The organism is Polaromonas sp. P1_F8, from assembly GCF_056405635.1.
This window is the reverse complement of the sequence record NZ_JBFUBS010000010.1, coordinates 19,079-31,564: the sequence shown is the minus strand read 5'-3', so window position 1 is coordinate 31,564 and position 12,486 is coordinate 19,079. Positions and strand designations below refer to the sequence as shown.

Here is a 12,486-nt window from a genome sequence, read left to right as displayed (position 1 = left end):
TGAAAGCGAGGACTCGCCATGGGTGAAGCCATTTCCCGTTTGCGGTCACTGCCTTTCGGTGCCGGTGGCAGCACTGTGCCGGCCGCGCGCCGCTGGTATGGCCACCATCTTCTCAAAAAGCCGTTTTTCGGCCGCTTCATGAAACCCTGGCGTTGGCCGGCGGACGTGCCGCAAGAAGGCTGGGAACGGGTGCAGATAGCCAGCCGAAGCACCAGCCAGCTTGAGGCCATCGTGGCGCGTACACCGCTGGCACCGCGCGGTGTGGTGGTGTGCGCCCATCCCATGGGTTTTGCCTGCAAGGGTTTTTGGCTGCGCCACGGCCATGCCCAGGCGCTGCTCGATGCGGGCTTTCATGTGGTGGCTTTCGACTTCAACGGTTTCGGTGAAAGCCCGTCGACCAACTTCGATTACCCCGGTGACGTGATATCGGTGGGCTCCTGGGCGCGTGGCGCTTTTACCGGGCTGCCGGTGCATGCACTGACGGCGTCTTTCGGCGCGATCAACACGCTGAGTGCGATTGACGAAGCGGATTTTCCTTACGACAAGGTGGTGGCTGAAGCTTGCGCGCCCTCGCTGCCCGATTTCTGGAAAGCTTATCCTTTTGCCCATGCCGTGCTCAACATCAGCCGGCGCATTAACCCGCAAGGCGAGTTGCGCCTGCGGCCCGTACACCACCTTGCCAACATGCGCGACGTGGACGTGCTGCTGATCCACAGCCAGGGCGACCGCTGGACGCCGGTGCATTTCGGCGATGCCTTGCAGCAGGCTGCTTCACGTCCTGAACGCATCCAGCGCCTGATCCTTGAACGCGCCGACCACACCCACGGCATGCGCGACGAGCCACAGCGCTACTGGAGCGCCGTGCTTGAATTTTTCAACCAGATTCCCTCAACCAGGTCTTAACCATGTCCCGATTCCAAGTCAAAAAAGTCGCCGTCCTCGGCGCCGGTGTCATGGGCGCGCAGATCGCCGCCCATCTGGTCAACGTCAAGGTGCCGGTGGTGCTGTTTGACCTCGCCGCCAAGGACGGCCCGAAGAACGGCATCGTCATCAAGGCGGTCGAAGGCCTCAAGAAGCTCAAGCCGGCGCCGCTGGGTGTGCCCGAAGACGCGGCGATGATCCAGCAAGCCAACTACGAAGAGAACATGGAGCTGCTCAGGGAGTGCGACCTCATCATCGAGGCGATTGCCGAGCGCATGGACTGGAAGACCGACCTGTACCACAAGATCGCGCCCTTCATTGCCGAAGGCGCCATCGTGGCCAGCAATACCTCGGGCCTGTCCATCACCAAGCTCAGCGAGGCGCTGCCCGAATCCATCAAGCCGCGCTTTTGCGGCATTCACTTCTTCAACCCGCCGCGCTACATGACGCTGGTGGAGCTGATCAACACGCCGACCACCGAACCCAAGGTGCTGGACGACCTGGAGGCCTTTGTCACCAGCGCGCTGGGCAAGGGCGTGATCCGTGCCCACGACACACCCAACTTCATCGCCAACCGCGTGGGCATCGCCAGCATGCTGGCTACCATCAAGGAAGCCGAAACTTTCGGTCTGACCTATGACGTGGTCGACGACCTCACCGGCAAGAAGCTGGGCCGCGCAAGCTCAGGCACCTTCCGCACCGCCGACGTGGTGGGCCTGGACACCATGGCCCACGTCATCAAGACGCTGCAAGACAACCTCGGCCCCGGCAAGGTGGAAGATCCGTTCTCCGACGTCTACGGCACGCCGCCCGTGCTGGCCAAGCTGCTCGAGTCGAAAAGCCTGGGCCAGAAGACCGGCGCCGGTTTCTACAAAAAACAGGGCCGCGACATCCTGCGCCTGGACCCGGAGAGCATGGAATACGTGCCCGCCGGCGCCAAGGCCAATGAAGTTGTCGGCCGCATGCTGAAAAAACCTGCGGGCGAACGCCTCAAGCTCTTGCGCGAAGCCGAGGGCGCGGAAGCGCGCTTCCTCTGGGCCATCCTGCGCGACCAGTTTCATTACGCCGCCGTGCACCTGGAAAGCATTGCCGAAACCGCACGCGACATCGACTTCGCCATGCGCTGGGGCTTTGGCTCCAAACAAGGTCCCTTCGAGCTGTGGCAACAGGCCGGCTGGAAGCAGGTAGCTACCTGGATCCAGGAAGACATCGACGCCGGCAAGGCGCTGTCCAAGGCGCCGCTGCCAGACTGGGTGTTCAAGGGCCCGGTCGCCGATGCCGGTGGCGTGCACACGGCAGAGGGTTCCTGGAGCGCTTCAGCCAAAAAATTCATCCCGCGCCGCAAGCTGCCGGTCTATGAGCGCCAGTTCTTCCCCGAAGACGTGCTCGGCGCCAAGGCGCCTGCTTTTGAGACGGCAGGTACCACGCTGCATGAAGACGACGCGATCCGCCTCTGGACGCTGGACGGTGCGGATGGCGACGTGCTGATCGCCAGCATCAAGACCAAGATGCACGCCATCAGCCCGGACGTGGCCGAAGGCCTGGCGATGGGTGTGGACCTGGCCGAGAAAAGCTACAAGGGCATGGTCATCTGGTCGAATGACGAGATGTTCTCGGCCGGCGCCGACCTGCAGGCCATGCTGCCCGCCTTCATGATGGGCGGCGCCAAGGCGATTGAAGGGGCCGAGGCCGAACTGCAGAACGTGATGCTCAAGCTGCGTTACGCGGCTGTGCCCGTGGTGTCGGCGATTCGCGGCCTGGCGCTGGGCGGCGGTTGCGAAATGGCAGTGTATTCGGCCAAACGTGTCGCCGCGATGGAAAGCTATATCGGCCTCGTCGAAGTCGGCGTGGGCCTGGTGCCCGGCGCCGGTGGCCTGGCCTACATCGCCCGCCGTGCCGCGGAAAACGCCGGCACCTCGACCAACAAGGACATCCTGCCTTTCCTCACCGAAGGCTTCACGGCCGCCGCGATGGCCAAGGTGGGCACCAGTGCCATCGAAAGCCGCAAGATCGGTTACCTGCTCGACAGCGACGTGATCGTGCCGAACAAGGACGAGCTGCTGTTCGTCGCGCTGAATGAAGCGCGCGCGCTGTTCAACTCCGGCTACCGCGCACCGCACAAGCGCCAGTTCCCGGTGGTGGGCCGCAGCGGCCTGGCCACCATCAAGGGCCAGCTGGTCAATATGCGCGACGGCGGCTTCATCAGCGCGCACGACTTCCATATTGCGAGCCTGATCGCGAATGTGGTCTGCGGCGGGGACGTCGATGCCGGCACGCTGGTGACGGAAGAGTATTTGATGACCCTGGAGCGCAAAGCTTTCTGCTCTCTTCTTGAGCATCCAAAAACCCAGGAGCGAATCATGGGAATGATGAGCACTGGCAAACCTGTTCGTAACTGATGACCGGCCAAACCGCCATGAGCGACCACAAGCCCAACCGCCTGGCACGGCAACTGCAGCGGCTCGAGGAAGTACCGGCGTTTGCGCGCGGCTGGTTCCGCAGCGTGGTGCTGCGCCGTGCCGTGCCCTTTACCGGCACCGCCGGCCTGGACTTCATCGAAATGGGGACGGGCCGGGTCGAGATCGGCATCAAAAACGAGAAGAAGGTGCAGAACCACATCGGCGGCGTGCATGCCTCGGCGATGAACCTGCTGGCGGAAACCGCCACCGGCATGGTGGTCGGCATGAATGTGCGCGACGACTGCATCCCGCTGGCCAAGGAACTGAAGATGGCGTTCAGGAAGCGCGCCACCGGCGCCCTGCGTGCGGTGGCCACCTTGAGCGAAGCGCAACGCGCGGCCATGCAGGCCAGCGACAAGGGTGAAGTCACTGTGCCGGTCACCGTGACCGATGAAGCCGGCGTCAACCCGGTCGAATGCGAATTTGTCTGGGCCTGGATTCCCTCCGGCCCACGGAAAAGTTAACCGAGAAATTGAAGGAAACCATCATGGCCAAACAAGTCCAGGAAGCCTACATCGTCGCCGCCACCCGCACGCCCATCGGGCGCTCGGGCCGCGGCTATTTCCGCAACATGCGGCCCGACGACCTGCTGGTCAAGGCGCTGCAGGCCGCGTTGGCGCAAGTGCCCTCGCTGGACCCGAAGGCGATTGAAGACATCATCTGCGGCTGCGCAATCCCCGAAGGTCCGCAAGGCCTGAACGTGGCGCGCATTGGCGCGGTGCTGGCGGGCCTGCCCACCAGCGTGGGCGGAATCACCGTCAACCGTTTTTGCGCCTCCGGCCTCTCGGCCATCCAGATGGCGGCCGACCGCATCCGCGTGGGCGAAGCCGACGTGATGATCGCCGCCGGCACCGAGAGCATGAGCATGGTGCCCATGTCGGGCAACTCGCCGTCGCTGTCGCCCAATATGTTCATGAACGACGAGAACGTCGGCATCGCCTACGGCATGGGCCTCACGGCCGAAAAGGTGGCGCAACAGTGGAAGGTCTCACGCGAGGCGCAGGACCAGTTCGCGCTGGAGTCACACCTAAAGGCCATCAAGGCGCAGCAGGCTGGCGAGTTCAGCAACGAGATCACGCCTGTTGAAGTGACCGACCGCACGGCCAACCTGGAAACCGGCGAAGTCGTCGCCAAGACGCGCACCGTGAGCCTGGATGAAGGCCCACGGCCTGATACCTCGCTGGAAGGCCTGGCCAAACTCAAGACGGTGTTTGCCGCGCGCGGCTCGGTCACCGCGGGCAACAGCTCGCAGACGTCCGACGGCGCGGGTGCCCTGGTGCTGGCCAGCGAAAAAGCCGTCAAGGACTTCGGCCTGAAGCCGCTCGCCCGCTTTGTCAGCTACGCCGCCAAGGGCGTGCCGCCCGAGATCATGGGCATTGGCCCGATCGAAGCCATCCCCGCAGCCTTGCGTTATGCCGGCCTCAAGCAGGAAGACATCGGCTGGTTTGAATTGAATGAAGCCTTTGCCGCACAGTCGCTGGCGGTGATCAATACACTCAAGCTCGACGCCTCCAAAGTCAACCGCATGGGCGGCGCAATCGCCCTGGGCCATCCGCTGGGTGCGACCGGTGCGATCCGCGCCGCGACCGTGATCCATGCGCTGCATCGCCATCAGCTCAAGTACGGCATGGTGACCATGTGCGTAGGTATGGGTCAGGGCGCTGCGGGTATTTTCGAACGCGTGTAAGGCCGTCGGCGGCGACCCCGCTGTCGCGCTTGCGGCAGCGGTTATGGCAGCTGCGGGGCAGACTGGGCTTTTCCTGACTGGAGACAGAAGATGGAGCGAATCACGGTTCTGACCCAGGACTCCTGGGCGCTGGCAGCGACGGTATTTGCAGCGGATCTCGCGGGAGGCGAGGCCCGCGGCGGTGTACTGCTGGCCGGTGCAATGGCCACGCCCCAGCAACATTACGAGCCCTTCGCCCGCTGGCTGGCCGGGCAAGGCTTTACCGTGCTGACGCTCGATTACCGCGGCACTTTTGCCTCCGGCGGTGAGCGCGTGGCGTCCACCGATGCCACCTTCGATACCTGGGGCCAGCAGGACGTGAGCGCCGCTGCCCGGTTCTTGCGGCAACGCGTGCCGGGCCTTCCGCTTTACTACCTGGGGCACAGCCTGGGCGGGCAATTGTTTGCCAGCTCCGAAACTACGCACTTCTTTCAGCGTGCCGTGCTGGTTGCCAGTGGCAGCGGTTACTGGCCGCGCCTGCGCAACGCCGTGCCGCGTTGGGGCCTGTTTGCCGCCACGCAGATCTGGGCGCCCTTACTGGTACCGTTGTTCGGTTATTTCCCGGGCCGGAAACTGCGCAAGGTTGGCAACATTCCCGCAGGTGTGATGCGGCAATGGACGCGCTGGTGCCGCCATCCGGACTACCTGGCGCGTGATGCCCATCAGCGTGAACGTTTTGAACGCGTGCAGACGCCCATCACCTACTTCAACTCAAGCGATGACGAGGTCTTTTCACAGTGGTCGTCAGACCGGTTTGTGGCCTTGTTCGGTGCGCGAAGTGAACCGGTGCAATGCATGACCCTTGACCCGGGAAATCTGGGTGTCAGGCATATAGGCCACTTCGGCTACTTTCGCGACAAGCTGCGTGCCAGCTTCTGGCCGCAGCTTGTGCAACATCTTCACGCCTGATGCGTGTGCCCGAGTTCAGTTCATCCATTTCCAGGAGCATGTGATGCAGATGCAGATCCTCAGTTCAGGCACGGCGCAACTGTCCACTCGCGTCTATGCGCCTTCTTCGCCTGCGCGTGCCAGCGTGGTCATCGGTGGCGCCATGGGGGTGCGGCAAGACTATTACGCACCGTTTGCGCAATGGCTTTCTGCCCAGGGCTTTTGCGTCACCACTTTTGACTACCGCGGTTCGGGCGAATCCTTGCCCAACACCGCCAGCGGCAGCCTGCGTGGTTTCAAGGCCGACCTGCTCGACTGGGCTGCCGACTATGAGGCTGTGGTAGATGCCGCCAAGGCAGCTTTACCGGATGCACCGCTTTACCTGCTGGGTCACAGCCTGGGTGCGCAGCTGCCGGGTTTCCTGAAGAATCAGGACAAGATCGATGGCCTCGTCAGCATCGCGGCAGGAAGCGGTTACTGGCGCGACAACGCACCGCAGCTCAGGCGCCTGATTCTGTACTTCTGGTATGTGCTGGTGCCTTTGGCCACGCGTCTTTGCGGTTATTTCCCCGGGCGCAGGCTCAAAAAAGTCGGCGACCTGCCAGCCGGCGTGATGCTGCAGTGGCGCAAGTGGTGCCTGGATCCGCACTACAGCGTGGGGGCCGAGGGAGAAAGCGCACGGCTGAGTTATGGGCGGGTCAGTTTTCCTGTGACCGCGCTGTCCATGACAGACGACGAGCTGATGACCTGGCGCGGCACGCAAAACCTCATCAACCTGTACACCAATGCACCGCGCAGCTTTGAACGCATCGCGCCGGCAGATCTCAAGGTCAGGCGCATCGGGCATTTCGGCTTCTTCCGGGAACAGTTCAACCAGACCTTGTGGCCGCGCGTCCAGCAGATCATCGACGGCATGACCGGTGCCGCCAAAGCCCCGGTTTGAAACGGAAAGCCCCATCACACCTGCCGACATGACAAGCACGCATACTTTTGACGACGCGCTCAGGCTGGAAGCCGCCGGCAGCGACAGGCCCGACACCTGGCTGGGTCACAGCAGCCCTGAGTACTGGAACATGGTGGGCCCCTTCGGCGGCACTACAGCGGCCACGGCCCTGCGGGCCATTCTGCTGCATCCGGCCCTGCTGGGCGAGCCGGTGGCGTTGACGGTGAACTACGCGGCGGCCATGGCAGAAGGGCCGTTCACCGTCACGGCCAGGCCGGCCCGCACCAACCGTTCCACCCAGCATTGGGTGGTGGAGTTGTCGCAGGACGGCGATGCCGCCGGTGCCGTGATGACAGCCACAGCCGTCACGGCCGTGCGGCGCGAGACCTGGAGCCTCAACGACACGCCCATGCCCGCGGTCACGCTGGCCGACGCTGCGGGCAGGCTGCGGTTTTCAACATCCGCGTGGACGAATCGCTACGACATGCGGCCGGTACGCGGCGTGATTCCGCAGGTGTGGGACGGCAGTGGCGTAGACAGCCTTACGCAGCTGTGGGTGCGCGACGATCCACCGCGGCCGCTCGACTTCCCGGCACTGGCGGCCATGTCCGACGTGTTCTATCCGCGGGTCTGGCTGCGCCGTGCCACACGTGTACCCGCCGGTACGGTGTCGATCACCACGTACTTCCACGCCGACGGGCGGCAACTGGCTGAATGCGGTGAAGGCTATTTGCTGGGGCAAGCCAGGGCTCAGGCCTTTCGCAATGGTTTCTTTGACCAGACTGCGCAGCTGTGGAGCGAAGCGGGTGTACTGCTGGCTACCAGCACGCAGATTGTTTATTACAAAGAATAGGCCCGCAGGGCAGCATGCATGGCTGGCCCCTACACTTGCGTCTTAACGGAAAACACATGAACACTCCCACCCCTATTTCCACCGGCAGCATTCCCGAAATCCTGAGCCACGTCGACGCGTGCGTGATGACCGTCACGCTCAACCGTGTGGACAAAAAAAATTCCATCACCTCCGCCATGTATGGCGCCATGGCCGATGCGCTGGAGTCGGCCCACCACGATGCAGCCGTGCGTGTGGTGGTGATCCAGGGACATGAAACCATTTTTTCCGCCGGTAACGACATCGGCGACTTCCTGAACAAGCCGCCATCAACGCCCGATTCGCCGGTCTTCCGTTTCCTGCGCGGCATCAGCAGCTTTCCCAAACCGCTGATAGCCGCTGTGTGCGGCCCCGCAGTCGGCATAGGCACCACGCTGCTGCTGCATTGCGACCTGGTCTATGCCGGAGACAACGCTGCGTTTTCCATGCCTTTCGTCAACCTGGGCCTGTGCCCTGAAGCCGCGTCGAGCTTTCTGGTGCCGCAGCTCATGGGTTACCCGCGCGCCGCCGAGGCACTGCTGCTGGGCGAACCCTTCATGGCCGAGACCGCACTGGAGATCGGCTTGATCAACCGCATCGTGCCGCCCACCGAAGCCAATGCACTGGCCCAGCGCCAGGCGCAAAAGCTGGTCGCCAAACCGCTCAGCGCGCTGATGGAAACCAAGCGTCTCATGAAAAAAGGCAACGCCACCCTCGTGGCAGAGCGTATGGCCGAAGAAGGCGTGAGTTTCGGCCGCATGCTGGGTGAGCCCGCGGCGCGCGAAGCCTTCTCTGCCTTCATGGAGAAGCGCAAGCCGGATTTCAGCGCCGTCTGAGTTTCTCGCTCCTTCCCCCGCTGGGGGAAAGAGAGGGGACTCGCGACTTTTAGATATCGAACCGGATCCCTTGTGCCAAAGGCAGGCTGCTGCCGTAGTTGACCGTGTTGGTCGCGCGGCGCATATAGGCCTTCCACGAATCGGAGCCCGACTCGCGTCCACCGCCGGTTTCTTTCTCACCACCAAAGGCACCACCGATTTCCGCACCGCTGGTGCCGATATTGACGTTGGCAATGCCGCAGTCGGAACCGCGCGCTGAGGTGAACTGTTCGGCTTCCCGCAAGTCCTGCGTGAAGACGGCCGACGACAGGCCGTGTGCCACGGCGTTGTTCAGTGCGATGGCTTCGTCAAAATTGTCGTAGGGAACCACATACAAAATCGGCGCAAAGGTCTCGTGCAGCATGGGGCCGGCCTGCTCCTTCAGTTCCACGATGGCGGGGCGCACATAGTGGGCTGATCCGTCGCCCGGTTGGCGCTCGCCGAAATGCACCGTGGCGCCCAGCTTCTTCGCTTCGCCCAGGGCCGACTGCATGACGTCAAATGCGCGGCCATCGATCAAGGGGCCGACCAGCGTGCCGTCTTTGAGCGGGTTGCCGATGGGAAGGCGTTCAAAGACGGCCACCAGGCGTTTGACCAGCTCCGGGTAGATCGAGCGGTGAACGATCAGGCGGCGCAGGCTTGTGCAGCGTTGGCCCGCAGTGCCCGCCGCCGCGAACGCCGCGCCGCGCACCACCAGCTCCAGATTTGCCGACGGGCAGACGATGGCCGCGTTGTTGCCGCCCAGCTCCAGCAGCGAGCGTTTGAAAAGGCCGGCGCAGGCAATCGCCACGTTCTTGCCCATGGCGGTGGAGCCGGTGGCGCTCACCAGCTTCACATGCGGGTGCTTGACCAGCACCTCGCCGGTGGCGCGCTCGCCGATCAGCAGCTCGCTCAGTCCTTCGGTGGCCAGGCCGAGGTCTTTCGCCGTTTGCAGCAGCAGGCCGTTGAGGGCGATGGCCGACAGCGGTGTTTTCTCTGACGGCTTCCAGGCCAGCGTGTTGCCGCATACCATCGCCAGCGCGGCGTTCCAGGCAAACACCGCCATCGGGAAGTTGAAGGCCGAGATGATGCCGACCACGCCCACGGGGTGCCAGGTTTCCAGCAGCTTGTGGTCGGGCCGCTCGCTGGCAATCGTGAGGCCGTAGAGCTGGCGCGAAAGGCCCACGGCGAACTCGCAGATGTCGATGACTTCCTGCACCTCGCCCAGGCCTTCCTGCAAAATCTTGCCGGTCTCCAGCGAGATCAGCCGGCCCAGCTCGGTCTTGTGGCGGCGCACGGTTTCGCCAAAGGCGCGCACCAGTTCACCGCGTTTGGGTGCGGGCACATTGCGCCAGGCTATGAAACGCTGGTGTGCGCCGTTCAGTGCGCTGTCGACTTCGTTGGCGCTGTGGATGGCTACGCGCGCCAGGAGGCTGCCGTCGATGGGGGTGACCACTTCGATGGCCGCGGACGCCTTGCTGCCGAGGTCGGCGTTGACGCCCAGGGTTTTAAAGAGGGATGAAACGTCGCTGGAATGACTCATGCGGAAGTCCTTTCGTGGGTTGTCCTGAAATCGGAAGCTGTGTGGGTGGCGAGGCTTTGCAGCCCGCGGCCCAGGCGCTCGGCGCCTTGTTGCAACGCGGCCGGTGATGGGTTGGCAAAACTCAAACGCAACCAGGGTTGTGCGGCGTTGCTGATGCTGAAGGCGGCGCCTGGTACTACCAGCACTCGATGCCGAAGCCCGAAGTCCACCCAATCTTTTGTCGGCAACAGGGGCAAGTCCCTGCGCAGTCGTGCCCAGACAAACATGCCGCCTTGCGGCGCATCGAATTCGAGCAACCCGCCGGCATGCGCGCGCAAGGCGTTGGCCAGCGTGGCGCCTTTGGCCGCGTAGGCTGTGCGCAGCGAGGCCAGGTGCGACGCGAGGCGGTAGGAGCCCAGCATGGTCGCCAGCGTGAGCTGCTCCAGCGAACCGCTGTGCACGTCGGACGCCTGCTTGGCCAGCACCACCGCGCGCAGAATGTCCGCCGGTGCGAGGAGCACACCCAGGCGAAGGGCAGGGGCCACCACTTTGGAGTAGCTGGTCATGTAGGCGACCTGCGCGGGCGAGCCGGCCTGCTGGTTGAGTTGTGCGAGCGGAGGTGGCGGCGCCTCGCCAAACCACAACTCACCATACGGGTCGTCTTCCATCAAGGTCACGCCGTATTGCGCGGCCAGTTCGAGCAGGCGCACGCGCCGCGCCAGCGGCATCACGGCGCCGGTCGGGTTGGCAAAGTTGGGCACCACATACAGCACGCGCGGGCGTTCGGCCTGCAGAATGGATTCGAGCCGGTCGATATCCATGCCCTTTGCGTCGGTTGGGACTTCAATCAGCCGCGCGCCCGCAAAACGAAAAGCCTGCAGTGCCGCAGGATAGTTAAACGACTCGACCGCGATGCCTTCGCCCGGTTCGATGAGTACGCGGGCCAGCAAATCGATGGCCTGCTGCGAACCGGTGGTAATGAGCAACTCGCTCGCCTTGGCCGCCAATCCGCGGTGTGTGAGCAGGGCCGCGCTGGCTTCACGCAGCTCGGGCAGGCCTTCGGTAGCGCCGTACTGCAGGTTGCGGCCTTGCAGTTTGCCGGTCACGTCCTGCAGCGATTCACGCAGCCAGTCGGCAGGCAGCAGGGCCGGATCGGGATGCCCGCCGGCCAGCGAAATCATGCCCTCCTGGCCGGCCAGTGCCAGCATGGCGCGTATCGGTGAGCCGCTGGCCTGTGCGTACAGCGCACGCACAGCGCTCATGCGCGTGCAGCCGTCATGCCGAAAATGCCGGTGGCGTTGCCGGCGTCAAAGGCCAGGTCCAGCCGCGGCGCCTGCACGGGGTCGTTTGCGGCGATGGGTATCAGTGCATCACGTGTGATGAATTCATAGAAGGATCCCGGCACGTCGCGCGTGACGCGGCCCTGCGCGGTGATGAACTCGCGCTGCACCGTGGCCGCACGGAAGGCCGTCTGCCGCACACGCCCGCTGGCCGACACCTCGACCTTGTCCTTGATGGGCCGGCCCAGCGCGCGCTGGCGTTCGGCCACCGCGTCCACGTCACTCACACGGTCGGTGGCATGGTTGAAGGCATTGCCTTCGGTGGCAATCCACGCCATCTCGGCGGATTCGGCCAGCAGCAATTCATAGTCGTCCATGCCAAACACGCCGTGCTGGCGGTCAAAGCATTGCAGCAGCTGTGGTAGCAAGCGCAGTGCCTGTGCCAGGGGCAGCATGCCATCGCGTGTGAGCTGCTCCAGGTCGGCCACGTCCTGCGGGCCCAGTGGATCGCGCGAGGTCGACAGCACGCGTGTCACGGCCGACTGGAAGGGCGTGGAGAACTGCTCGGGGTGCAGTTCAGACACAAAAAACTGCGCGATGTCTTCAGGAAAATCGCGGTGGCTGTAGGCGCGGCCGGTCATCTTCAGGCGCGGCAGCGGGTAGGTGCCCTGCAGTTCAAAACCCAGCGGGCGCAGCACGCGGGTGAAGGCCGCTTCGCCCGCGGGCAGGGCGCCGCTGGCCCAGCGCACGGTACGCAGCGCGCCGTGGTCAAACACCACCTGGCGCTTTTGCGCCACCACGTCGCTGGCGATATAGTCCTGCCCGGCCGGCACACGCTGCACCAGGCCGTGAAACAGCGCCATGTTCAGCGCCTGGGCCAACTCGGCCCGGGTGACGATGCCCGAAGCGGCTTGCTGTAGCGACGGGTGAACGTACATCTGTTCATGGATATTTTTGACGGCTTCGGCTGGCAGGCAGCAGGCGAGGAGCTTCTTAAGATGGGTCATATCAGTCGTGTAATT

The 12,486-nt window shown here is 63.9% G+C and carries 11 protein-coding genes; 8 read left to right on the top strand and 3 right to left on the bottom strand.

Annotated features, from left to right (window positions below):
• Positions 1 to 18 precede the first annotated feature (18 nt).
• The 8 genes from AC1D1J_RS22105 (at position 19) to AC1D1J_RS22070 (ending at position 8,644) form a co-directional block, all read left to right on the top strand.
• Entirely contained in the window at positions 19 to 903 is an 885-nt protein-coding gene (locus tag AC1D1J_RS22105; protein WP_477695874.1) for an alpha/beta hydrolase family protein, read from the top strand.
• A gap of 2 nt (positions 904 to 905) precedes the next feature.
• Positions 906 to 3,320, top strand: a complete 2,415-nt coding sequence (locus tag AC1D1J_RS22100) for a 3-hydroxyacyl-CoA dehydrogenase/enoyl-CoA hydratase family protein (RefSeq protein ID WP_477695873.1) — start codon at positions 906 to 908, stop codon at positions 3,318 to 3,320.
• Positions 3,320 to 3,844, top strand: coding sequence for a DUF4442 domain-containing protein (locus AC1D1J_RS22095; protein ID WP_477695872.1), 525 nt, complete (start codon positions 3,320 to 3,322; stop codon positions 3,842 to 3,844). Before AC1D1J_RS22100 ends, AC1D1J_RS22095 begins: the two co-directional genes overlap by 1 nt.
• Before the next feature lie 23 nt (positions 3,845 to 3,867).
• Positions 3,868 to 5,067, top strand: a complete 1,200-nt coding sequence (locus AC1D1J_RS22090) for an acetyl-CoA C-acyltransferase (protein ID WP_477695871.1) — start codon at positions 3,868 to 3,870, stop codon at positions 5,065 to 5,067.
• Between the two features lie 90 nt (positions 5,068 to 5,157).
• Positions 5,158 to 6,015: an alpha/beta hydrolase family protein gene (locus AC1D1J_RS22085; protein ID WP_477687199.1), complete on the top strand. Its 858-nt coding sequence runs from the start codon at positions 5,158 to 5,160 to the stop codon at positions 6,013 to 6,015.
• 43 nt (positions 6,016 to 6,058) lie between these two features.
• Positions 6,059 to 6,937 carry an alpha/beta hydrolase family protein gene (locus AC1D1J_RS22080; protein WP_477695870.1) on the top strand — a complete coding sequence of 293 codons (879 nt, stop codon included), beginning with the start codon at positions 6,059 to 6,061 and terminating at the stop codon, positions 6,935 to 6,937.
• 28 nt (positions 6,938 to 6,965) lie between these two features.
• Complete coding sequence (locus AC1D1J_RS22075) at positions 6,966 to 7,790, top strand: acyl-CoA thioesterase (RefSeq protein ID WP_477695869.1); 825 nt, start codon at positions 6,966 to 6,968, stop codon at positions 7,788 to 7,790.
• 56 nt (positions 7,791 to 7,846) lie between these two features.
• On the top strand, positions 7,847 to 8,644 hold the full coding sequence (locus AC1D1J_RS22070; RefSeq protein WP_477695868.1) for an enoyl-CoA hydratase: 798 nt from the start codon (positions 7,847 to 7,849) through the stop codon (positions 8,642 to 8,644).
• 49 nt (positions 8,645 to 8,693) lie between these two features.
• Here the strand turns inward: AC1D1J_RS22070 and amaB are convergent, their stop codons facing one another.
• The 3 genes from amaB to AC1D1J_RS22055 are packed head-to-tail and all read right to left on the bottom strand — an operon-like array spanning position 8,694 to position 12,471.
• Complete coding sequence (gene amaB, locus AC1D1J_RS22065) at positions 8,694 to 10,205, bottom strand: L-piperidine-6-carboxylate dehydrogenase (protein WP_477695867.1); 1,512 nt, start codon at positions 10,203 to 10,205, stop codon at positions 8,694 to 8,696.
• A complete protein-coding gene (locus tag AC1D1J_RS22060; RefSeq protein ID WP_477695866.1) occupies positions 10,202 to 11,446 on the bottom strand; it encodes an aminotransferase-like domain-containing protein in 1,245 nt (414 codons plus the stop codon). The genes amaB and AC1D1J_RS22060 overlap by 4 nt, the downstream gene beginning before the upstream one ends.
• On the bottom strand, positions 11,443 to 12,471 hold the full coding sequence (locus tag AC1D1J_RS22055; RefSeq protein WP_477689641.1) for a 2-oxoadipate dioxygenase/decarboxylase family protein: 1,029 nt from the start codon (positions 12,469 to 12,471) through the stop codon (positions 11,443 to 11,445). The genes AC1D1J_RS22060 and AC1D1J_RS22055 overlap by 4 nt, the downstream gene beginning before the upstream one ends.
• Positions 12,472 to 12,486: the final 15 nt, after the last annotated feature.

Excerpts from the sequence above, each read along its gene's own strand:
- AC1D1J_RS22105 (WP_477695874.1), top strand. The coding sequence starts at position 19 with ATGGGTGAAGCCATTTCCCGTTTGCGGTCACTGCCTTTCGGTGCCGGT.
- AC1D1J_RS22095 (WP_477695872.1), top strand. The coding sequence starts at position 3,320 with ATGACCGGCCAAACCGCCATGAGCGACCACAAGCCCAACCGCCTGGCA.
- AC1D1J_RS22100 (WP_477695873.1), top strand. The coding sequence starts at position 906 with ATGTCCCGATTCCAAGTCAAAAAAGTCGCCGTCCTCGGCGCCGGTGTC.
- amaB (WP_477695867.1), bottom strand. The coding sequence starts at position 10,205 with ATGAGTCATTCCAGCGACGTTTCATCCCTCTTTAAAACCCTGGGCGTC.
- AC1D1J_RS22085 (WP_477687199.1), top strand. The coding sequence starts at position 5,158 with ATGGAGCGAATCACGGTTCTGACCCAGGACTCCTGGGCGCTGGCAGCG.
- AC1D1J_RS22070 (WP_477695868.1), top strand. The coding sequence starts at position 7,847 with ATGAACACTCCCACCCCTATTTCCACCGGCAGCATTCCCGAAATCCTG.
- AC1D1J_RS22075 (WP_477695869.1), top strand. The coding sequence starts at position 6,966 with ATGACAAGCACGCATACTTTTGACGACGCGCTCAGGCTGGAAGCCGCC.
- AC1D1J_RS22060 (WP_477695866.1), bottom strand. The coding sequence starts at position 11,446 with ATGAGCGCTGTGCGTGCGCTGTACGCACAGGCCAGCGGCTCACCGATA.
- AC1D1J_RS22090 (WP_477695871.1), top strand. The coding sequence starts at position 3,868 with ATGGCCAAACAAGTCCAGGAAGCCTACATCGTCGCCGCCACCCGCACG.
- AC1D1J_RS22080 (WP_477695870.1), top strand. The coding sequence starts at position 6,059 with ATGCAGATGCAGATCCTCAGTTCAGGCACGGCGCAACTGTCCACTCGC.
- AC1D1J_RS22055 (WP_477689641.1), bottom strand. The coding sequence starts at position 12,471 with ATGACCCATCTTAAGAAGCTCCTCGCCTGCTGCCTGCCAGCCGAAGCC.